Genomic DNA, 20494 nt, shown 5'->3' on the forward strand with positions numbered 1-20494 from the left:
CCGGCCCCGGGGGGTGGGCGCCGCGCGGCGCCCACCACCCACCTGTTTCACCACGCTTCGAAGGACCGATCGATGATCATCACGTTGCATCCGACACGACTCCGCGCGGCCCTGCCGGCGCTGGGCGCCCTCTGGCTGCTCGGCGCGATCGCCCGGCCCGCGGTCGCGGCCGCGGCGGGCGACGGCGCCCGCTGGACGGTCGAGACCGCCGCCAACCGCTTCGGTGCCGATCGCAAGGACTTCGGCTACACCCTGAGCCCCGGCGGCAGCGTGCGCGACGCGCTCGTGATCGCCAACCAGGGCGACGCGACGCTGCGCCTCGCGGTGCGCCCGGCCGCGGGCGTGCTCACGCCCGCGGGCCGGATCGCGCTCGTCGACCGCGGCGCGGGGGCCGCGGGGATCGCCGCCTGGGTGCGGCCGGCGCGCGCCGTCGTCAGCGTCGCGCCGGGCGCGTCGGTGGCGGTGCCGTTCACGGTGTCGCCGCCCCGGGGCGCCGCGGCGGGCGACCACGTCGGCGGGATCGTCGCCACGCCGGTCGGCACGGCCGCCGGGAGCGGCGCCGCGCGGCGCGGCGTGCGGATCCGCCTGCGGGTGTCCGGGCCGCTGAAGCCCAGGCTCGCGGTCGGCGACGTGCACGTGCGCTACGGGGGCACCGCGAGCCCGCTCGGCCGGGGCGAGGCGACCGTGTCCTACACCATCCGCAACACCGGCAACGCGATTCTCACCGCCCGCCAGGCCGTGTCGGCGTCGGGCCCGTTCGGGACCTGGTCCCGGCACGCGGGACGGGTCGCCGACTCGCCGCCGCTGCTGCCCGGGAGCACGTGGAAGGCGTCGGCGTCGCTGCGCGACGTGGCGCCGGCGCTGCGGCTGAGGGCGACCGTCACGCTCACGCCGCTGCTCGCGGACGCGGCCGGCTCGATCGCGCCGCTGCCCGCCACCAAGGCGGCCGGGCACGCGTGGGCGGTGCCGTGGACGCTGCTGCTCGTCGTGGTCGTCGTCCTCGGCCTCGGCGCCGTGGCGCTGCGCTCCGGGCTGCGCCGCCGGCGGCGGCAGGCGGGCGCCGCCGCGCCGCCGCGGGTGGACGGGGCGGTCGCATGACCACCAGGTCGATCGCGCGCGGGGCGACGGGCGTCCTGGCCGGGCTCGCGCTCGGCGGCGCGCTCGCGACCGCGACCGCGGACGCCGCGCCGCGCGGCGCGGTGGGCGGCATCTCCAGCCCGGCGTCCGGCACGCTGACGCTGAGCGTGCGAGCGGTCGACGACGGCGTCGGCCTGGCGCGCGCCGAGGCGCGCGTGGACGGCGCGGTGGTCGACGCGGTCGCGCTCGGCGACGCCGGGTGCGCCGACGGCGCGGGCTGCCCGTCGTCGGTGGACGACGTCCCGCTGGCGGTCCCGACCGCGCGGTTCGGCGACGGCGTCCACCGGCTCGAGGTCAGCGTGACCGACGCGGCGGGCGACCGCGCGGTGCTGGTCGACCAGGCGTTGGTCTTCAACAACACGCCGCCCGAGCAGCACAGCACGGCGGTGCTGACGCTCGGCAGCGGCGACGCTTCGACGCCGGGCGCCCCGGACGGGCAGGGCGCCGGCGGCACGGGCGCCGGCGGCGCCGGCGCGGTCGGCGGTGCCGGGAGCGGCGGCGCCACCGGCTCCGGCACCCGACCCGTGTGCCTGGCGCCGCGGCTGTCGATGTTCCTGAAGGACAAGCCGCTGCGGGTCGCCAAGGGCGTCCCGGTGCTGCGCCGCGGCGGGCGCTACCGCTACGGCGGCACGCTGACCTGCGCGGTCGCCGGCCGCCGCGTCCACGCGCCGTCCGGCGTCGTGATCGGGGTGCGCGCCCAGCTCGGCGGGCGCACGGTCGCCAAGAACGGCGTCGCGACCCGGTCCGACGGCGGCGCCACGGTCATCCTGGCCGCCCCGAGCGCGCGCGTGCTCGAGTTCCGCTACACGTCGGTCGACGGCACCACCACGCGCGTGCGCCTGCGGATCGCGGTCGCGGCCAAGACCACCAAGACCGCCAAGACCACCAAGAAGAAGGCGCGCTGATGCGACGCTCCCTCATGACGCTCGCCGCGCTGCTGGCCGGCGCGCCGGGCCTGTCCCTCGCGACGTCCCCGGCGCGGGCCGACGAGCAGGGCGGCGGCACGCGGATCGGCGGCTCGGTCGCGAGCACGCTGTCGCTCGACCTCCGGCAGACCGGCGCGACCGTGCGCGCGGTCGTGACCACCACCGAGCCGGACTCGCGGCTGAGCGTCGCGCCCTCCGACGGCCGCTCCGGGCTCAGCGCGACGGTGTCCGGCCCGTACGCGCCGCTCGACCCGGCGTTCGGCCTGACGCTCGTCGCCTGGGACGACGTGCTCGCCGGCCGGGCGACGACGCTGCGCCTGAGGTCCGCCTCGCGCGCGGCGTCGACCGTCCTGATCACCCTCTCCGCCACGACCCCCTGAGATGTCCATGAGCCAGCTGTCCCGCGTCGCCCTCGCCGCCGTCGCGTCCGCGGTGCTGTCGAACGCGTCCTCGGTCGCCGCCGACGCCGCCGGCGGCCTGTCGGTCACCCCGGCCGTCATCGAGCGCACCGCCGTTCGCGGCGACGCGACGTCCGTCCAGCTCGTCAACAGCACGAGCCGTCCGCTGAAGATCACCGTCACGCCGCGCCCGTGGACGCAGTCGCGCGGCGGGGCGGTGGCGCCCAACCGCCACAAGACGCTGCTCGCGCGCGTGGGCGTGGACGCCCGCTCGTTCACGCTGGCCGCCGGCGGCCGGCGCGTGGTGACGCTGAAGGTCAAGAGCCTGCCGTCGTCGGGCTCGCTGTACGGCGCGATCGAGACGATCGGGCTCCCGACCGCAGCGGCCAAGAAGAACGGCATCACGGCCGCCTACCGCCTGGTCAGCACCCTGCGCCTGAACCCGCCGCGGTCGCGGCGTCGCCTCGCCCTGCGCGCGTCGGCGCCGCGCGTGAGCGGCCGGTCGATCGTCGTGCCGGTCAGGAACGCCGGCAACACGGTCGCGCCGATCACCGGCGACGTGCGCATCAAGGGCGCCCTGGGCAGCCGCACCGGGACCGTGCGCGCGACCGCGGTCCTGCCGGGCTCGACGGTCGACCTCGGCCTGGGCTCCGTCAAGGGCCTGCCGTCCGGGACCTACACGGTGACGGTCTCGCTCGTGCAGGACGGCAAGCGGGTGCTGCGCTCCAGCCGGAGGCTGCGCGTGAGGTGACATAGCCTTGGGGCCCGATGAGCGCGCTCGCCCCGACCGACCTCCTCGCCTGGCTGGAGGGCGAATGGTCGGTCGACCGCGCGATCAACGGCCGCGAGCACGCGTTCACCGGGACCGCGCGCTTCACGCGCGAGGACGCGTCGCGCATGCGCTGGGCCGAGACCGGCCACCTCGTGCTGGACGCCTACTCCGGCCCGGCCTCGCGCACGCTCTTCCTCGTCCGCGACGGGGCGGGCGGCCTCGACGTCCGCTTCGTCGACGACCGCCCGTTCCACACGCTCCAGCTGACCTCCGGCCACTGCGACGCGACCCACCCCTGCGGCGAGGACCTCTACCGCGGCACCTACGCCGTCGAGTCCGACGACGCGCTGCGCGTGGTCTGGCACGTCGACGGCCCGCGCAAGCGGGACGTCATCGAGTCGCTGTATCGCCGCCGGGCCTGATCTGAGCCGGGTAGCGTCCGCGCCGGATGTGGGACGGCACGCTCTTCCTCGGCGACTTCATGGTGGTCTACCTCGGGCCGGCCGGGCCGGCGGCGCCGCACGCGCATCCCGCCGTCCAGCTCGCCGTCGCGTGGGACGCGCCCCTGACCGTCGAGCTCCCGGACCGGACGCTGCGCGGCCCGCGCGTGATCGTCCCCAGCGGCGTCCGCCACACGCTCGACTCGCGCGCGCGGCAGCTCGCGGTGGTCTTCGTCGACCACGTCAGCGCGGCGGGGCGCGCGCTGGACCAGCGCGCCCGTGACGCCGCCGCCGCGCCGCCGCCGACGCCGACCGCGCCGCCCGCACCCCCGCCGCGCCCGCCCGCCGACGCCGCCGACGTCGACCGCTTCGCCGCCGAGGCGATGGGCGCGCTGCCGGTGCCGGCGCCGCTCTCGCCGCCCGTGGCCGCGGCGCTGGCCTACGTCGACGCCGCGCTGGACGCCCGCCCGACGCTCGCGGGCGCGGCCGCCGCCGCGCACCTGTCGCCCTCGCGCCTGACCCACGTCTTCACGCCCGCGGTCGGGCTGCCGTTCAAGCGCTACGTGGCGTGGCGCCGCCTGCGTCGGGTCGTCGAGGAGGTCGCGGAGGGCGCGACGCTCACCTGGGCGGCCGCCGCGGCCGGCTTCAGCGACTCCGCGCACCTGAGCCGCACGTTCCAGCGCAGCTTCGGGCTGCCGCCGTCGGCGCTGCGGCGCATGCGGCTGCTGCGTTCAAGCCCCTGAGCCGGCCCGGCCGTAGCGTGCGGCCGCATGCCCGACTTCCTCCCCGCCGCCGGTCGCTTCCTCCCGCTGGCCGCCTACGACACCGCCGCGCGGCTGACGATGCGCGAGCGCCGCTGGCGGCCGGACCTCGCCGCCCGTGTCGCGGCCGTCACGCCACCGCACGGCGCGGTCGTCGAGCTCGGCGCGGGCACCGGATCGCTGACCCACCTGCTGCGCGCCGCGCTGCCCGGCACCGTCACGCTCACCGCCGTCGACCCCGACGAGCGCGCGCTGGCGATCGCGCGGCGGCGCGCGCCCGCTCCGGCGTCCGCGGCGTCCGCGAAGGCGGCGGACATCGCCTGGCGCCCCGGCCGCGCCGAGGCGCTGCCGCTGCCCGACGCCACGCAGGACGCCGTCGTCACCGCGCTGGTCCTCCACCACCTGCCGACCGACGCCAAGCGCGCGGCGCTGGCCGAGGCCCGCCGCGTCCTGCGCCCCGGCGGCCTGCTGCTCGTCGCCGACTTCGGCCCGCCGCAGGACCCCGCGATGGCGCTGGCCTTCCGGATCATCCGGTTGGTCGACGGCCCCACGACCGCCGGGCACGCCGACGGCATCGTCGCCGACCTCGTCGCCCAGACCGGCTTCACCGCGCCCGCGACGGTCCGCCGCGTCCGCACGGCGGCCGGAACGCTGGAGCTGCTGGAGGCGCGCGCGGCCTGACGCGTACGATCGGGGACGTGTCCAGCCCCACGCCCGCCGACGAGCAGCGGCTGCGCGACCTCGCGCTCCTGCGCCGGGTGCGCGACCGGATCGACCGCGAGTACGACCAGCCGCTGGACGTGGACGCGCTGGCTCGCGACGCGCACATGTCGTCCGGGCACTTCAGCCGCTCGTTCCGCGCCGCCTACGGCGAGACGCCGTACTCCTACTTGATGACCCGGCGCATCGAGCGCGCGATGGCGCTGCTGCGCCGCGGCGACCTCAACGTCACCGAGGTCTGCTTCGCGGTCGGGTGCGCGTCGCTGGGCACGTTCAGCAGCCGCTTCACCGAGCTGGTCGGCGTGTCGCCCAGCGCCTACCGCAAGCGGAACGCGGACGCCGCCGCCGGCGCGATCCCCGCCTGCCTGGAGAAGCAGGTGACCAGGCCGGTCAGGAATCGAGAAGCGCGGACCACCGCGCCGGAGCTAGCGTGACCGACATGGACATCAGCATTCACTCGAGCATGCTTCCGCATGACGATCCGGACGCCGCGCTGGCGTTCTACCGCGACACCCTCGGCTTCGAGGTCCGCGGCGACGTCGGCCAGGACCAGATCCGCTGGATCACCGTCGGGCCGCCCGGCCAGCCCAACACGTCGATCGTCCTCTTCCCGCCCGCGGGCAACCCGGGCCTCACCGACGAGGAGCGCCGGACGGTCGCCGAGATGATGGCCAAGGGCACCTTCGGCCAGGTCAACCTCGCCACGCACGACCTCGACCAGGTCTTCGAGCGCGTCCAGGCGGGCGACGCGGGCGAGGTCGTCCAGGAGCCGACCGACCAGCCCTACGGCGTCCGCGACTGCGCCTTCCGCGACCCCGCGGGCAACATGGTGCGGATCCAGCAGCTCGCCTGATCCGTGGCCGCCGCTCCCGCCGCCGCGGACCAGCACGACGTCATCCGCGTCGTCGGGGCCCGCGCCAACAACCTGAAGGACATCAGCGTCGAGATCCCCAAGCGCCGGCTGACCGTGTTCACCGGCGTGTCGGGCTCCGGCAAGAGCTCGCTGGTCTTCGGCACGATCGCCGCCGAGTCGCAGCGGTTGATCAACGAGACCTACAGCGCCTTCGTCCAGGGCTTCATGCCGACGCTGGCGCGGCCCGAGGTCGACGTGCTCGACGGCCTGACGACCGCGATCCTCGTCGACCAGCAGCGGCTGGGGGCCAACCCTCGCTCGACGGTCGGCACGGTCACCGACGCCGACACGATGCTGCGGATCCTCTTCAGCCGGCTCGCCCGTCCGCACATCGGCTCGCCGGGCGCGTACTCGTTCAACGTGGCGTCGGCCCACGGCAGCGGCGGGATCACGGTGCAGCGCGGCGACAAGACGATCACCAAGAGCGCGAGCTTCAGCCGGGTCGGCGGCATGTGCCCCCGCTGCGAGGGGCGCGGGGCGGTCAGCGACTTCGACCTCACCGCGCTCTACGACGAGGACAAGTCGCTCAACGACGGCGCGCTGACGATCCCCGGCTTCAGCATGGACGGGTGGTACGGCCGCATCTTCCGCGGCGCCGGCTACTTCGACCCCGACAAGCCGATCAAGAAGTACAACAAGCGCGAGCGCAACGACCTGCTCTACCGCGAGCCGACCAAGATCAAGGTCGACGGCATCAACCTCACCTACGAGGGGCTGATCCCGAAGATCCAGAAGTCGATGCTGTCCAAGGACGTCGACGCGCTGCAGCCGCACATCCGCGCGTTCGTGGAGCGCGCGGTGGTGTTCACGACCTGCCCGGACTGCGATGGCACGCGCCTCAGCGAGGCCGCGCGCTCGTCGAAGATCGACGGGGTCAGCATCGCCGACGTCTCGGCGATGGAGATCCGCGCGGTCGCCGACTGGGTCGGCGGCCTGGAGGCGCCGGAGGTCGCGCCGTTGTTGGAGGCGTTGGGCCAGACGCTCGACTCGTTCGTCGAGATCGGGCTCGGCTACCTGTCGCTGGACCGGGCGTCCGGGACGCTGTCGGGCGGCGAGGCCCAGCGCGTGAAGATGGTCCGCCACCTCGGGTCCTCGCTGACCGACGTCACCTACGTCTTCGACGAGCCGACGACCGGCCTGCACCCGCACGACGTCCAGCGGATGAACGACCTGCTGCTGGCGCTGCGCGACAAGGGCAACACGGTGCTGGTCGTCGAGCACGAGCCGCAGGTGATGGCGATCGCCGACCACGTCGTCGACCTCGGCCCCGGCGCGGGCCGGTCGGGCGGCACGGTCTGCTTCGAGGGGTCGGTCGACGGCCTGCGCGCCGCCGGGACGGTCACCGGGCGCCACCTCGACGACCGCGCCGCGCTGAAGGACCAGGTGCGCGAGCGCGCCGGCGTCCTGGAGATCCGCGGCGCCGACACCCACAACCTGCAGGGCGTCGACGTCGACGTCCCGCTCGGCGTGCTGGTGGTCGTCACCGGCGTGGCCGGCTCGGGCAAGTCCTCGCTGATCCACGGGTCGCTGGCCGACCGCGACGGCGTGGTGGCCATCGACCAGACGCCGATCCGCGGCTCGCGCCGCAGCAACCCGGCGACCTACACGGGGGTGCTGGACCCGATCCGCAAGGCCTTCGCGAAGGCCAACGGCGTCAAGCCCGCGCTGTTCAGCGCGAACTCCGAGGGCGCGTGCCCGGCCTGCAACGGCGCCGGCGTGATCTACACCGACCTGGCGATGATGGCCGGCGTCGCGACCCCGTGCGAGGAGTGCGAGGGCAAGCGCTTCGACGCGGCCGTGCTGGAGTACCGGCTCGGCGGCCGCGACATCAGCGAGGTGCTGGCGATGCCGGTCGCCGAGGCGGTGGGCTTCTTCGCCGACGGCGAGGCCAAGACCCCCGCCGCGCACAGGATCCTCCAGCGCCTGGCCGACATCGGCCTCGGCTACCTCGCGCTCGGCCAGCCGCTGACGACGCTGTCGGGCGGCGAGCGCCAGCGCCTCAAGCTCGCCGCGCAGATGGCGGAGAAGAGCGACGTGTTGATCCTCGACGAGCCGACGACGGGCCTGCACCTGGCCGACGTCGAGCAGCTGCTCGGCCTGCTGGACCGGCTCGTGGAGTCCGGCAAGTCGGTGATCGTCATCGAGCACGACCTCGCGGTCATGGCCCACGCCGACTGGATCGTCGACCTCGGCCCGGGCGCCGGCCACGACGGCGGCCGCGTGGTCTTCGAGGGCACGCCGGCGGACCTGGCCGCGGCGCGCTCGACGCTGACCGGCGAGCACCTCGCGGACTACGCGGCCGTGGCCGGCTGATCGACGCACGCGGGACGCTCCGATACCGTCTGCCGCGTCCAGCGGCAAGCGGTGAGGGAGACCACGTTGTTCATCAAGAAGCTGTGCGCGGCGATCGCGTGCGCGCTCGTGCTCGTGCTCGCGCCCGCGGCGTCGGCCGCGTCCTCGGGATGGGCGCCGACCGGCGCGATGGCGCTCGGGCGCAGCGCCGCCCAGGCCGCGCTGCTCGCGGACGGCCGCGTGCTCGTCGCCGGCGGGTCCAGCGGCCCCGGCGAGGTCGCGGACGCCGAGATCTACGACCCGGCGACCGGCACGTGGGCCGTGGCCGCGCCGCCGCTGGCCGGCCGCCACTACGCGTCGCTGACCCGCTTGGCCGACGGCCGCGTGCTGCTCGCCGGCGGCTACACCGCGGGCGGCCCCAGCCGCGGCGCTGAGCTGTACGACCCGAGCGCCGACACCTGGACGGCGACCGGCGCGATGGCCGACGTGCGCACCGGGCACGGCGCGACGCTGCTGCCCAACGGGAAGGTGCTGGTCGCCGGCGGCGACGCCGGGCTGAGGGCGCCGGTCGACACGGCCGAGCTGTACGACCCGGCCACCGGCACGTGGTCGTCGGCGGGCACCATGGCCACGGCGCGCGAGAACCACGTCGAGGAGCTTCTGGCCGACGGCCGGGTGCTCGTGGCCGGCGGCGACTACAGCGACTCGTCGACCCACTTCGTCGCCGGCGCGGAGCTCTACGACCCCGCGTCCAACAGCTGGTCGCCGACCGGGTCGCTGGCCACCGCGCGCGCCCAGATGGCGTCCGTCGCGCTGGGCGACGGCACCGTGCTGGCGGCCGGCGGCATCAGCCACGCCGGCTTCGTGCGATCGGTCGAGCGCTACGACCCGGCCGGCGGCACCTGGTCGCCGGCGGGCACCACGGCCGCCGACAGCGACGTCTCCATGGGCGCCGCGCTGCCCGACGGGCGCGGGCTGGTCGTCAACGCGGGCGGCGGGACGGACGCCGCGGTGTTCGACCCGGCGGGCGGGACGCTCCGCGCTGCCGGGAGCACGGCCGCGCAGCGCTACCTGCCGACGCTGACCGCGCTGCCCGACGGCCATGTGCTGATCGCGGGCGGCGTCGTCGGTGGCGTGCGCACGGCGACCGCCGAGCTGTGGACGCCGCCGACCGAGCGGACCGTCGCCGACGCCGACTTCGGCGCGCTGCGCGTCGGCGCCACGTCCGAGCGCGACCTGACCGTCACCAACAGCGGCACGCTTCCGCTGTGGGTGGACGGCGTCGCGTTGGCCGGGGCCGACGCGGGCGCCTTCGCGATCGTCGCCGACGGCTGCGACGGGCAGACGGTCGCGGTGGGCGCGTCGTGCGTCGTGCGCGTGCGCTTCACCGCGAGCGGTGCCGCCGGGCCCCGCGCCGCGCGGCTGGCGATCGACGACAACGCCGACGGCGCCACCGCGCCGGCGCTGCGCGCGACGGTCGCGCCGGAGCCCGACCCGGATCCCGACCCGCCCGCGCCGATGCCGGAGCAGCCCGCGCCCGCGCCGCCAGCGCCCACGCCCGCGCAGCCGACCCCGCCCGCCGCGCCCGCGCCGCCCGCCGCGACCGCGAAGCCCACGCCGCAGGCCTGCTCCTCCCGGCGCAAGCTCACCGTGTCGAAGAGCCTCACGCGCGCGATCCGCTCCGGCACCGCCAAGCTCAACGGCAAGGTCATCGGGCACCTCTCGCCGCGCCGGCGCACGATCACCGTCGACCTGCGCGGCCGGAGCGCCGGCACCTACACCCTGCGCGTGACGATCAAGACCAAGCAGGGGCACACGATCAGGATCGCGCGCCGGTACACGACCTGCGCCTCGCGCGGGTAGCGGAGGACCACGCGGCCCGTCGGACCCCGGGCCCGCCGGCGAGATCGCCTACGCCTCGACCCCCGCGTCAGTGCGCGTAGAACCCGCGCGCCGCGCGGTCGGGCAGCTGCGCGAGCGGCACGCCGGCGTCGCGGAATGCCTGGCGCACGAGGTCGTCGCGCACCGAGCCGCTGGTGCTGAAGACCGCCGCGATCCCGGCGTCGATCAGCGTCTGGGGCGCGTCGGGGAACGGGAAGAAGCTGTCGCTGTAGGCGACCGCGCCCGCGATCGCGTGGCCGGCGTCGGTCGCGCGGGTGATCGCCAGCGCGCAGCAGCTGACGCGGTCCTGCTGGCCGACGCCGTTGCCGATCAGCGCGCCGTCGCGAACCAAGGTGATGGTGTTGGAGTTGCTCGTGGCGCCGACCGCCCAGGCCAGCAGCAGGTCGTGGCGCTGGGCGTCGCTCAGCGGGGCGGTGGCCTCGACCTCGGGCGCGTCGAGGTCGAGCACGAACGTGTAGTTGGGCTGCTCCAGCACGCCGCCGCGGACCGGGCGCGTGCGCGGCGCGGCGTCCAGCGAGGAGCGGTCCAGCGCGCCCAGCGCCGGGTTGGCCAGCAGGCGGCACTTGCCGTGCTTGCGCGCGAGCAGCTCGACGGCCTCGTCGCTGAACGACGCGGCGGTGACGAGGTCCAGCAGGCGCCGGCCGCCCTCGACGGCGTGGCTCAGCAGCAGCTCGGCCTCCTCGGCGCCGACCGAGAACCCCAACATCACGCAGCCGCCGAAGATCGCGCGCAGGTCGCCCTCCAGCATGCGCCGGATCGCGTCGGCGGGCGTCGCCGCGGCGGCCGCGCCGCAGGCGTTGCCGTGCTTGGTGCCCAGCGCGAGCGCCGGTGCCGCGCCCGCGCCCGCCGCCGCGCCCGGCCGGTCGTAGGCCGCCGCCATGTGCGTGATCGTCTGCAGCTGGCGGTCCAGCTCGGCGAGGTTGTTGTAGCTCAACGCCGCGCCCTCGACCTGCGTGAAGCTCCCGAGCGCGAGCGGGTCGTCGAGGTCGGTGACCAGGAGGGCGGCCGGGGCCTGCGCGGCGTTCTCGCCGTAGGCGCACGACAGCCGTCCGTCGAGGGGAGCGAGCATGCACGCCAACCTAGATGGTCGGCGCGCGGGGCGCGGTGCCGGCGGAGGCTGTTCTGGACTCATTCAAGATTTCCTGTCAGACTGCCCCGCGGTGCCGGCCAGTCCAGAACTCGAGCGCATGCTGCGCGGGGCGTCCCTGCGCGTCACGCGTCCGCGCGTCGCGGTCCTGGGCGTGGTCGCCGACCACCCGCACGCCGACACCGGCACGATCATCGACCACGTGCGCGCCGACCTCGGCGACGTCTCCCACCAGGCCGTCTACGACGTCCTGCGGGCGCTCGACGAGGCGGGCCTGGTACGGCGGATCCAGCCGCCGGGCTCGCTCGCGCGCTACGAGTCGCGGGTCGGCGACAACCACCATCACCTGGTCTGTCGCGTGTGCGGCGCGATCGAGGACGTGGACTGCGCCGTCGGCGCCGCGCCCTGCCTCGAGGCCGCCGACGACCACGGCTACGTCATCGAAGAGGCCGAGGTCGTGTACCGCGGCCTCTGCCCCGACTGCGCGGCGACGACGGCCGCGCACCCCTCCTGATCACCACCCACGCACAAGAGGTTCCCCTTGTCCGAGCATCACCAGCACCCTGACGCCGTCGTCGGCGAGATGAACGTCGACTCGCCCGAGGCCAACGACGGCTGCCCGTTCGCCCACGGCGTCGCGCCTCATCCGACGGCCGGCGACGCCAACCGCGAGTGGTGGCCCAACAGCCTCAACCTGAAGATCCTCGCCAAGAACCCCGCGGTCGCCAACCCGCTGGGCGAGGACTTCGACTACGCCGAGGCCTTCAACTCGCTCGACCTGGCCGCGGTCAAGGCCGACATCGAGGAGGTCCTGACGACCTCGCAGGACTGGTGGCCCGCCGACTTCGGCCACTACGGCCCGCTGATCATCCGCATGGCCTGGCACAGCGCCGGCACCTATCGCATCACCGACGGCCGCGGCGGCGCGGGCGCCGGCCAGCAGCGCTTCGCGCCGCTGAACTCCTGGCCCGACAACGCCAACCTCGACAAGGCTCGCCGCCTGCTGTGGCCGGTCAAGAAGAAGTACGGCCAGTCGCTGTCCTGGGCCGACCTGCTGGTCCTGTCGGGCAACGTCGCGCTGGAGTCGATGGGCTTCGAGACGTTCGGCTTCGCCGGCGGCCGCGAGGACGTCTGGGAGCCGGACGGCGACGTCTACTGGGGCCCGGAGACCACGTGGCTGGGCGACGAGCGCTACACCGGCGAGCGCAAGCTCGACACGCCGCTGGGCGCCGTCCAGATGGGCCTGATCTACGTCAACCCGGAGGGCCCCAACGGCCACCCGGACCCGGTGGCCGCCGCGCACGACATCCGCGAGACGTTCGGCCGCATGGCGATGAACGACGAGGAGACGGTCGCGCTGATCGCGGGCGGCCACTCGTTCGGCAAGACGCACGGCGCCGCCGACCCTGACGACCACGTCGGCCCCGAGCCCGAGGGCGCCTCGCTGGAGGAGCAGGGCCTGGGCTGGAGCAACTCCTACAAGTCGGGCCGGGGTGAGGACGCGATCACGTCCGGCCTGGAGGTCACCTGGACCACCACGCCGACGAAGTGGTCCAACAACTTCTTCGAGAACCTGTTCAAGTACGAGTGGGAGCTCGAGGAGTCGCCGGCCGGCGCCAAGCAGTGGGTCGCCAAGGACAGCGAGGCCGTCGTCCCGGGCCCCGCGGCCGACTCGCCCGCACGTCGCCCGACGATGCTGACGACCGACCTCTCGCTGCGCGTGGACCCGGCCTACGAGAAGATCTCGCGCCGCTTCCTGGAGAACCCGGACGAGCTGGCCGACGCGTTCGCCCGCGCCTGGTTCAAGCTGACGCACCGCGACATGGGGCCGCGTGAGCGCTACCTCGGCCCCGAGGTCCCCGAGGAGGTGCTGATCTGGCAGGACCCGCTGCCCGCGGCGCCCGCCGAGACGATCGGCGCGGAGGACGTCGTGGCGCTGAAGGCCAAGATCCTGGCCTCGGGCCTGACGGTGTCCCAGCTGGTCAAGGCGGCGTGGGCCTCGGCGTCCACGTTCCGCGGCGGCGACAAGCGCGGCGGCGCCAACGGCGCGCGCGTCCGCCTCGCCCCGCAGAAGGACTGGGAGGCCAACGACCCGGCCGAGCTGGCGACGGTCCTGGCCACGTTGGAGGAGATCCAGCAGGCCTATGACAAGCCGGTCTCGCTGGCGGACCTGATCGTGCTCGGCGGCAACGCCGCGATCGAGCAGGCCGCGCGCGACGCGGGCCAGGAGGTCGTCGTGCCGTTCTCGCCCGGCCGCGTCGACGCGACCGACGAGCAGACCGACGCCGAGTCCTTCGAGTGGCTCGAGCCCGCGGCCGACGGCTTCCGCAACTACGCCAAGCCGGGCCACCGCCTGCCGGCCGAGTACCTGCTGCTGGACCGGGCCAACCTGCTGACGCTGAGCGCGCCGGAGATGACCGTCCTGGTCGGCGGCCTGCGCGTGCTGGGCGCCAACGCCGGCGGCTCGACGCACGGCGTCCTGACCGAGCGCCCGGGCGTGCTGACGAACGACTTCTTCGTCAACCTGCTCGACCTCGGCACCGACTGGAAGCCGGCGGGCGACGGCACCTACGAGGCCCGCCTCGACGGCCAGGTCACGTGGACCGGCACCCGCGCCGACCTCGTCTTCGGCTCGAACTCCGAGCTGCGCGCGCTGGCCGAGGTGTACGCCGGCGACGACGCCGCCGACAAGTTCGTGGCCGACTTCGTGGCCGCCTGGGCCAAGGTCATGGACCTGGATCGCTTCGACCTGAAGGCGTAGCGATCGCGACGCGCATGGCGGGGATCGGCGAGGATCCCCGCCATGCCGAACTACGGGGACTTCCAGCTGGAGATCTACCTCCAGGGCCTGGCCGGCGTGCGGCCGTCGCTGCCGATGACCTACGCGGAGCTGGCCCGGCGCGCCGAGGCGAGCCTCAGCCAGGAGGTGTTCTCCTACGTCGCGGGCGGCGCCGGCGACGAGCACACGCAGGACCTCAACGTGGCGGCGTTCGACCGCTATGGGTTGATCCCGCGCATGCTCGCCGGCGCCGCCGAGCGGGACCTGTCGGTCGAGCTGCTGGGGTTGTCGTTGGCCTCGCCGCTGATGCTCGCGCCGGTCGGCGTGATCGGCCTGTGCGCGCAGGACGGCCACGGCGACCTGGCGACCGCGCGCGCCGCCGCGCGGACCGGCGTGCCGATGATCGCCTCGACGCTCTCGGCCGACCCGCTGGAGGACGTCGCCGCCGCGCTCGGCGACACGCCCGGCTGGTTCCAGCTCTACACGCCGGCCGACCGCGAGCTGGCCGCGAGCTTCGTCCGGCGCGCGGAGGCCGCGGGCTTCCAGGGCATCGTCGTCACGCTCGACACGCAGATCCTCGGCTGGCGCCCGCGCGACCTCGCGCTCGCGTCGTTCCCGCAGCTGCAGGGCAAGTGCTTGGCCAACTACTTCAGCGACGAGGTCTTCCGGGCCAAGTTGGACAAGACGCCCGAGGAGGACCCGCGCGCGGCCGCGCTGGCCTGGGCGCTCGGGTTCTCCGACCCGGCGCTGAGCTGGGACGACCTCGCGTGGCTGCGCTCGCTCACCGACCTGCCGCTGCTGTTGAAGGGCATCGGCCACCCCGAGGACGTGCGCCGCGCGGTCGACGGCGGCGTGGACGGCATCTACTGCTCCAACCACGGCGGCCGCCAGGCCAACGGCGGCGCGGCGGCGATCGACCTGCTCCCCGCGGTCGTCGCGGCGGCCGGCGACGTCCCGGTCGTCTTCGACTCCGGCGTGCGCGGCGGCGAGCACGTCGTCAAGGCCTTGGCCTTGGGCGCGCGGGCCGTCGGCGTCGGCCGTCCGTACGCCTACGGGTTGGCCGTCGGTGGGGAGGACGGGATCGTCCACGTCCTGCGCTCGCTGCTGGCCGAGGCCGACCTGCTGATGGCCGTCGACGGCTACGCGTCGATCGCCGACCTCACGCCCGAGGCGCTGTCGGCGCGCTGACGATCCCCCGCCGGGGGTGACGTGCGGTCATCCTCGCGCGCGCCACCCTGGGCGCCGCGATGCGTCGAGCGGTCGTCGCCGGGACGTTGATGATGGGGTTGCCGTGGGCGCTGCCCGGCGGCGCGGCGGGCAGCGCGAGCGCGGGCGCGCCCGCCGCCTGCCCGCGGCACGCCGCGCCGTCGCGGGCCTCCGCGCTGCGCGTCTGGGTGCCGGGCGGGACGCCGGTGCGCACCCGCCTCGCCGAGCCCGTCGACCGGGCGCCGGCGACCCTCTACGGCTCGTGGCGCCTGGTCCTGCGCGCCCATCCGACCGCGCACGGCTGCCTGCTGCGCGTGCGCCTGGATCGCCGTCCCAACACCGCGCACGGCTGGGTCGCCGCGGAACGCGTGGTCGTCCGGCGCACCCGCTGGCGGATCGAGGTCGCGCGCGCCGAGCGCCGCGCCACGCTGCTGCGAGACGGCCGCGCGGTCGGGCGCTGGCGGGTCGTCGTCGGCAAGCCGTCGACCCCGACGCCGCGCGGGCTGTTCGCGATCCAGGCGGGCTACCGCACGCCCGCGTCGAGCTTCGCCGGCGCGTGGATCCTCGCGCTCAGCGCCCACAGCGAGGTGCTGACGACGTTCGAGGGCGGCGACGGCCAGGTCGCGCTGCACGGCCGTGGCGGCGCGTCGCTGAGCGACCCGCTCGGCACCGCGGCCAGCCACGGCTGCGTCCGCTTCGACAACCGCGCGATCGGCGCGATCGTCCGGCGCGTCGGGCGGGCGAACCTGCCCGGCACGCCGGTGGCGATCGGCTGACCGGCCATCGCCGGCCGGCCGCCGCTACGTGCCGCAGTAGGTGACGTAGATGTCGTCCTCGGGGCCGGGCGCGGCGAGGTCGGCGAGGTCGGCGCGCTCGACGAACGGGTGCGTGACGGCGTCGACCAGGCGCGTCAGCGGCGCGAGGTCGCCGACGGTCGCGGCGGTCAGCGCGTCCTCGACGGCGTGGTTGCGCGGGATGTACACCGGGTTGATCGCGTCCATCGCGTCGGCGGTGGCCGCGGCGCCCGCGTCGGAGCGGCCCGCCTCGCCGAGCCGCTCGCGCCAGCGCGCCTCCCACGCGTCCCAGGCCGGGAGGCTGAGGAGCAGGCCGCGCGCGTCGCGCGCGCGGTCGCCGCGCAGGGTCGCGGCGGCGGCGCGGAAGAACGTGGTGAAGTCGACGCGGTCGGCGCGCAGCAGGCCGAGCAGGTCGGCGACGAGCGTCGCGTCCAGCTCGTCGTCGCCGCCATCGTCGCCCCCGAGCCCGAGCTTGGCGCGCAGGCGGTCCAAGAACGCCGCGTCGTAGCGCGTCCACCACGACTCGAGGACCGGAGTGACGGCGGCGACGGCCGACTCCTGGTCGTCGGCGACCAGCGGCAGCAGCGTCTCGGCCAGCCGCGCGAGGTTCCACTGCGCCAGCGCCGGCTGCATCCCGTAGGCGTAGCGGCCGCCGTGGTCGATCGAGCTGAACGTCGCCGCCGGGTCGAAGGCCTCCATGAACGCGCACGGGCCGTAGTCGATGGTCTCGCCCGAGATCGTCATGTTGTCGCTGTTCATCACGCCGTGGACGAAGGCCACCGACATCCAGCGGGCGATCAGCGCGGCCTGGACGTCGACGACCGACGCCAGGAGCGACAGGTACGGGTTGTCCGCGGCGGCCGCGTCCGGGTGGTGGCGGGCGATCGCGTAGTCGGCCAGCCGCCGGACCAGCTCGACGTTCCCCGTCAGCGAGGCGTACTGGAACGTCCCGACGCGCAGGTGGCTCGCGGCGATGCGCGCGAGGACCGCGCCGGGCAGCGAGGTCTCGCGCCGGACGCGCTCGCCGGTGGCGACGACCGCCAGCGCGCGCGTCGTCGGGATCCCGAGCGCGTGCATCGCCTCGCCGACCACGTGCTCGCGCAGCATCGGCCCGACGACCGCCTTGCCGTCCCCGCCGCGCGCGAACGGCGTGCGCCCCGAGCCCTTCAGGTGCAGGTCGCGGCGGCGCCCTTCGACATCCAGCACCTCGCCGAGCAGCAGCGCGCGCCCGTCGCCCAGGCGCGGCGACAGCGAGCCGAACTGGTGGCCGGAGTAGGCCATCGCGATCGGCCGCGACCCGGCCGGGGCGACCGAGCCCGCCAGCGCGGCGACGCCCTCCGGCGCCCGCAGCGCCTCGGGGTCGGCGCCCAGCTCGCGCGCCAGCGCGTCGTTGAGCACCAACAACCGCGGCTCGGGCGCGACCGCGCCCTGCCAGGGGACGTAGAGCCCCTCCAAGGCGTCGGCGTAGGTGTGCTGGAAGTCCAGGAGCTGCGGCGCGGCGGCAACGCTCATGCCCTTCAGGCTAGAGCGACCGCCCGCAGCTCCCGCGCCGTCCGCTCGATCAGCGCGCCGAAGTCCCGCTGCTCCTCGCCGCCGACCCACTGCCCGAAGGCCACGTGGAAGATCGTCACGCCAGCGCGCGCGGCCAGCGAGGCCGCGGGCTCGGCGACGCCGCGCTCGCCCAGCGCGGCGGCGATCGACGTCGACAGCCGCTCCATCTTGATCAGCTCGCGCTCCCGCAGGTCCGGGTTGGCGTCGACGATCGCCGCCCGCCGCCGCGCGTAGGGGAGGCGTTCGGCGTCGAACACCTCCGCCGTGGCGGCCAGCCCGGCGACGACCGCGTCCAGCGGCGCCTCGGTGGCCGGCGCGGCGGCGATCCCGTCGACGATCAGCCGCTCCAGCTCGTCGGTGCCCGAGAACAGCACCTCGCGCTTGTCGGCGAAGTGGCGGAAGAACGTGCGCTTGGTCAGCCCGGCCCGCTCCGCGATCTCGGCCACGGTCGTGCCCTCGAAGCCGCGCTCCTCGTAGAGGTCGAGCGCGGCGGCGGCGAGGCGGTTGCGTGCGTCGGGTTGCCAGCGGGCCATCGGGCCGGACATGTTAAGCGATGTCACCAGGTGTCATCGCGGGTGCTACCGTGACGGCACCAAGTGTCATCACTCCTCCCGGAGGTTCTCCCCATGAAGGTCTTCGTCACCGGCGCGTCCGGTCACATCGGCTCCGCCGTCGTCCCCGAGCTGCTGGGCCACGGCCACACGGTCCTCGGCCTCGCTCGCTCCGACGCCTCCGCCGCCCAGCTCGAGGCGGCCGGCGCGGAGGTCGTGCGCGGCGACCTCGACGACCTCGACGTCCTGCGCGCGGCCGCCGCCGAGTCCGACGGCGTCATCCACCTCGCCTACCGCCACGACCTGATGGCGGCGGGCGACATGGACCGGTCGGTGGCCGTCGACCGCGCCGCCATCGACGCGATCGGCGACGCGCTCGCCGACAGCGGCAAGCCGCTGGTCGGCACCACGGGCACGTTGATGCTGGCGATGCTCGGCATCACCGGGCGGGCCGGCACCGAGGACGACCACGGCGACGGCGGCGGGCGCGTCGCCAACGAGAACGCGGTCATCGCGCTGGCCGACCGCGGCGTGCGCTCCTCGGTCGTCCGGCTCGCGCCGACCGTCCACAGCGAGGCCGACCGGCACGGCTTCGTCCCGACGCTGATCCAGATCGCGCGCGAGACCGGCGCCTCCGGCTACGTCGGCGACGGCGCGAACCACTGGCCCGCCGGCCACACGCTCGACTCCGCGCGCCTGTTCCGGCTCGCGCTGGAGTCCGCGCCCGCCGGGCAGCGCCTGCACGCCAACGACGAGGAGGGCATCCCGTTCCGCGACATCGCGGCGGCGATCGGCGAGCAGCTCGACGTGCCCGTCGAGTCGCGTGAGCCCGAGCACTTCCGCTTCCTCGGGCGGCTCGTGAGCCTCGACAACCGCGCGTCGTCGGCCAAGACCCGCGCGCTGCTGGGCTGGGAGCCGACGCACCCCGGGTTGTTGGAGGACCTGCGCGCCGGGTTCTACTTCGACACGGAGCGGTAGCGCCCGAGCAGCAGCGGCGTCAGCAGCAGCAGCCCGCCCGCGACCGCCACGGCGGCGCGGGCGGACGTCAGCGCCGCCAGGACGCCCCACAGCGCGGTCGTCGCCGCGCGGGTCGCGTTGCTCGACAGGTTCCAGGCCGCGAGCACCCGCGCCACGCGGTCGTCGGGCGTGCGCTGGAGGCGCTCGGTGGCCAGCACGGGGTTGAAGACGCCCATGCACGTGACCAGGCCGAGCTGCAGCGCGATGACCAGCGCCAGCCCGCCCGCGCCGGCCGTCACGAGCGCCAGCCCGATCGGCCAGCACGCGCGCAGCGTGCCGAAGACGAGCAGGACGCGGCGCGTCCCGAGCCGAGCGACGGCCCGGCGCGACAGCCGCGCGCCCGCCAGCCCGCCGACGCACGGGGCGCCGAAGGCCAGGGCGTACTGCCACGGCGCGAAGTCCAGCTCGCCGAGCATGAGGACCGCCAGCGCCGGGCCCGGCGCCAGGATCAGCGCGCTGACCAGCGCGTTGTTGACGAACAGGGTGCGCAGGTCGGCGTCGGCGCGGATCGTCCGCCAGCCGACGAGCAGGTCGCCGCGGCGCAGGCGCGCGGGCGGCGCCGGGCCTGCGGCCTCGTCCTCGCCGCCCGGCCCGATCGCCCGCAGCGCCAGCGCCGACGCCCCGAAGCTCACCGCGTTGGCGACCACGGTCGTCGCCGCGCCCAGCACGCCGATCGCCGCGCCGCCCAGCGGCGGGCCGAGCGCGGTCGCCGTCCACGTCGTCGACTCGAAGCGCCCGTTGGCCGCCAGCAGGCCCTCGCGTGCGACCAAGGCCTTCAGGAACGCGCCGGACGCCGAGCGGAACGCGATGTCCGCCGCGCCGACGACCACCGACACCACCACCAACTGCGCGAACGTCAGCCCGCCCAGCGCGTAGGCGACCGGCACGGTCAGCAGCGCCACGAGCCGGACGAGGTCCATCGCCATCATCACCGGGCGCTTGGGCCGTCGCTCGACCCACGGGCCGAGCGGCACGGCGATCAGCGCGGCGACCGCCATCCCCGCCACGGCCAGCGCCGACACCGCCGCCGGGCCGACGTGCAGCTGGGTGATCGCGAGGATCGGGAACGCGTCGAAGGCGACCCAGGTGCCGAACGTGCTGACCGCGTAGGCCGCCCACAGCCACGTGAAGGACCGCCCCAGCGCGGTGGCGTCGCGGGGTGGGGCGGAGACCGACACGGCGGGCGACGCTAGCGGGTGGCCGAGACGGTGGCGCGCTTAGCCCGCGTCGGCCCCGCGCCGCAGGCGG

The 20494-nt window shown here is 75.4% G+C and carries 20 protein-coding genes; 16 read left to right on the forward strand and 4 right to left on the reverse strand.

The window, feature by feature from the left end; all coding sequences use genetic code 11:
- The first annotated feature begins 72 nt into the window (after positions 1 to 72).
- The 11 genes from VFG42_RS26170 to VFG42_RS26220 are packed head-to-tail and all read left to right on the forward strand — an operon-like array spanning position 73 to position 10222.
- A complete protein-coding gene (locus VFG42_RS26170; protein ID WP_324911798.1) occupies positions 73 to 1098 on the forward strand; it encodes a hypothetical protein in 1026 nt (341 codons plus the stop codon).
- The gene (locus tag VFG42_RS26175) at positions 1095 to 2042 is read left to right on the forward strand and encodes a hypothetical protein (RefSeq protein ID WP_324911799.1); all 948 of its coding nucleotides are present in this window, start codon (positions 1095 to 1097) and stop codon (positions 2040 to 2042) included. Before VFG42_RS26170 ends, VFG42_RS26175 begins: the two co-directional genes overlap by 4 nt.
- Positions 2042 to 2443, forward strand: a complete 402-nt coding sequence (locus VFG42_RS26180) for a hypothetical protein (RefSeq protein WP_324911800.1) — start codon at positions 2042 to 2044, stop codon at positions 2441 to 2443. The genes VFG42_RS26175 and VFG42_RS26180 overlap by 1 nt, the downstream gene beginning before the upstream one ends.
- 7 nt (positions 2444 to 2450) lie before the next feature.
- Entirely contained in the window at positions 2451 to 3212 is a 762-nt protein-coding gene (locus VFG42_RS26185) for a hypothetical protein (RefSeq protein WP_324911801.1), read from the forward strand.
- 17 nt (positions 3213 to 3229) lie between these two features.
- The gene (locus VFG42_RS26190) at positions 3230 to 3655 is read left to right on the forward strand and encodes a DUF6314 family protein (protein ID WP_324911802.1); all 426 of its coding nucleotides are present in this window, start codon (positions 3230 to 3232) and stop codon (positions 3653 to 3655) included.
- A 26-nt stretch (positions 3656 to 3681) separates the two neighbouring features.
- A complete protein-coding gene (locus tag VFG42_RS26195; RefSeq protein ID WP_324911803.1) occupies positions 3682 to 4416 on the forward strand; it encodes a helix-turn-helix domain-containing protein in 735 nt (244 codons plus the stop codon).
- Positions 4417 to 4443: 27 nt separating this feature from the next.
- A complete protein-coding gene (locus VFG42_RS26200) occupies positions 4444 to 5115 on the forward strand; it encodes a class I SAM-dependent methyltransferase (RefSeq protein ID WP_324911804.1) in 672 nt (223 codons plus the stop codon).
- 17 nt (positions 5116 to 5132) lie between these two features.
- Complete coding sequence (locus VFG42_RS26205) at positions 5133 to 5588, forward strand: helix-turn-helix transcriptional regulator (protein ID WP_324911805.1); 456 nt, start codon at positions 5133 to 5135, stop codon at positions 5586 to 5588.
- A 5-nt stretch (positions 5589 to 5593) separates the two neighbouring features.
- On the forward strand, positions 5594 to 6007 hold the full coding sequence (locus VFG42_RS26210) for a VOC family protein (RefSeq protein WP_349260463.1): 414 nt from the start codon (positions 5594 to 5596) through the stop codon (positions 6005 to 6007).
- Between the two features lie 3 nt (positions 6008 to 6010).
- Positions 6011 to 8380: an excinuclease ABC subunit UvrA gene (locus tag VFG42_RS26215; protein WP_324911807.1), complete on the forward strand. Its 2370-nt coding sequence runs from the start codon at positions 6011 to 6013 to the stop codon at positions 8378 to 8380.
- Positions 8381 to 8431: 51 nt separating this feature from the next.
- Complete coding sequence (locus VFG42_RS26220; protein ID WP_324911808.1) at positions 8432 to 10222, forward strand: kelch repeat-containing protein; 1791 nt, start codon at positions 8432 to 8434, stop codon at positions 10220 to 10222.
- Positions 10223 to 10289: 67 nt separating this feature from the next.
- Here VFG42_RS26220 and VFG42_RS26225 read toward each other — a convergent pair whose 3' ends face one another.
- Positions 10290 to 11330 (reverse strand): hypothetical protein, encoded by a 1041-nt coding sequence (locus VFG42_RS26225; protein ID WP_324911809.1) that lies wholly within the window; start codon positions 11328 to 11330, stop codon positions 10290 to 10292.
- Between the two features lie 118 nt (positions 11331 to 11448).
- Here VFG42_RS26225 and VFG42_RS26230 point away from each other — a divergent pair, with 118 nt between their 5' ends.
- The 4 genes from VFG42_RS26230 (at position 11449) to VFG42_RS26245 (ending at position 16109) form a co-directional block, all read left to right on the forward strand.
- Positions 11449 to 11862: a Fur family transcriptional regulator gene (locus tag VFG42_RS26230; protein WP_324911810.1), complete on the forward strand. Its 414-nt coding sequence runs from the start codon at positions 11449 to 11451 to the stop codon at positions 11860 to 11862.
- A gap of 69 nt (positions 11863 to 11931) precedes the next feature.
- On the forward strand, positions 11932 to 14109 hold the full coding sequence (gene katG, locus VFG42_RS26235) for a catalase/peroxidase HPI (protein WP_349260465.1): 2178 nt from the start codon (positions 11932 to 11934) through the stop codon (positions 14107 to 14109).
- A gap of 42 nt (positions 14110 to 14151) precedes the next feature.
- Positions 14152 to 15315, forward strand: coding sequence for an alpha-hydroxy-acid oxidizing protein (locus VFG42_RS26240; RefSeq protein ID WP_324911812.1), 1164 nt, complete (start codon positions 14152 to 14154; stop codon positions 15313 to 15315).
- Between the two features lie 59 nt (positions 15316 to 15374).
- The gene (locus VFG42_RS26245) at positions 15375 to 16109 is read left to right on the forward strand and encodes a L,D-transpeptidase (protein WP_324911813.1); all 735 of its coding nucleotides are present in this window, start codon (positions 15375 to 15377) and stop codon (positions 16107 to 16109) included.
- A 24-nt stretch (positions 16110 to 16133) separates the two neighbouring features.
- On the opposite strand, the gene VFG42_RS26250 is transcribed toward VFG42_RS26245, so the two are convergent.
- On the reverse strand, positions 16134 to 17639 hold the full coding sequence (locus tag VFG42_RS26250; protein WP_324911814.1) for a protein adenylyltransferase SelO: 1506 nt from the start codon (positions 17637 to 17639) through the stop codon (positions 16134 to 16136).
- A gap of 5 nt (positions 17640 to 17644) precedes the next feature.
- Positions 17645 to 18211 (reverse strand): TetR/AcrR family transcriptional regulator, encoded by a 567-nt coding sequence (locus VFG42_RS26255; protein ID WP_324911815.1) that lies wholly within the window; start codon positions 18209 to 18211, stop codon positions 17645 to 17647.
- Between the two features lie 93 nt (positions 18212 to 18304).
- Between VFG42_RS26255 and VFG42_RS26260 the strand changes: the two genes are divergently transcribed.
- Entirely contained in the window at positions 18305 to 19207 is a 903-nt protein-coding gene (locus VFG42_RS26260) for an SDR family oxidoreductase (protein ID WP_324911816.1), read from the forward strand.
- Here the strand turns inward: VFG42_RS26260 and VFG42_RS26265 are convergent.
- Entirely contained in the window at positions 19186 to 20424 is a 1239-nt protein-coding gene (locus VFG42_RS26265; protein ID WP_324911817.1) for an MFS transporter, read from the reverse strand. The genes VFG42_RS26260 and VFG42_RS26265 overlap by 22 nt on opposite strands.
- Positions 20425 to 20494 lie beyond the last annotated feature (70 nt).

Source organism: Baekduia sp. (assembly GCF_035685985.1).
Classification (GTDB): Bacteria; Actinomycetota; Thermoleophilia; order Solirubrobacterales; family Solirubrobacteraceae; genus Baekduia.

Bases quoted from the DNA above. Each gene is read 5' to 3' on its own strand.
- VFG42_RS26170 (WP_324911798.1), top strand. From the start codon at position 73: ATGATCATCACGTTGCATCCGACACGACTCCGCGCGGCCCTGCCGGCG.
- VFG42_RS26175 (WP_324911799.1), top strand. From the start codon at position 1,095: ATGACCACCAGGTCGATCGCGCGCGGGGCGACGGGCGTCCTGGCCGGG.
- VFG42_RS26180 (WP_324911800.1), top strand. From the start codon at position 2,042: ATGCGACGCTCCCTCATGACGCTCGCCGCGCTGCTGGCCGGCGCGCCG.
- VFG42_RS26185 (WP_324911801.1), top strand. From the start codon at position 2,451: ATGAGCCAGCTGTCCCGCGTCGCCCTCGCCGCCGTCGCGTCCGCGGTG.
- VFG42_RS26190 (WP_324911802.1), top strand. From the start codon at position 3,230: ATGAGCGCGCTCGCCCCGACCGACCTCCTCGCCTGGCTGGAGGGCGAA.
- VFG42_RS26195 (WP_324911803.1), top strand. From the start codon at position 3,682: ATGTGGGACGGCACGCTCTTCCTCGGCGACTTCATGGTGGTCTACCTC.
- VFG42_RS26200 (WP_324911804.1), top strand. From the start codon at position 4,444: ATGCCCGACTTCCTCCCCGCCGCCGGTCGCTTCCTCCCGCTGGCCGCC.
- VFG42_RS26210 (WP_349260463.1), top strand. From the start codon at position 5,594: ATGGACATCAGCATTCACTCGAGCATGCTTCCGCATGACGATCCGGAC.
- VFG42_RS26225 (WP_324911809.1), bottom strand. From the start codon at position 11,330: ATGCTCGCTCCCCTCGACGGACGGCTGTCGTGCGCCTACGGCGAGAAC.
- VFG42_RS26230 (WP_324911810.1), top strand. From the start codon at position 11,449: ATGCTGCGCGGGGCGTCCCTGCGCGTCACGCGTCCGCGCGTCGCGGTC.
- katG (WP_349260465.1), top strand. From the start codon at position 11,932: ATGAACGTCGACTCGCCCGAGGCCAACGACGGCTGCCCGTTCGCCCAC.
- VFG42_RS26240 (WP_324911812.1), top strand. From the start codon at position 14,152: ATGCCGAACTACGGGGACTTCCAGCTGGAGATCTACCTCCAGGGCCTG.
- VFG42_RS26245 (WP_324911813.1), top strand. From the start codon at position 15,375: ATGCGTCGAGCGGTCGTCGCCGGGACGTTGATGATGGGGTTGCCGTGG.
- VFG42_RS26250 (WP_324911814.1), bottom strand. From the start codon at position 17,639: ATGAGCGTTGCCGCCGCGCCGCAGCTCCTGGACTTCCAGCACACCTAC.
- VFG42_RS26255 (WP_324911815.1), bottom strand. From the start codon at position 18,211: ATGGCCCGCTGGCAACCCGACGCACGCAACCGCCTCGCCGCCGCCGCG.
- VFG42_RS26260 (WP_324911816.1), top strand. From the start codon at position 18,305: ATGAAGGTCTTCGTCACCGGCGCGTCCGGTCACATCGGCTCCGCCGTC.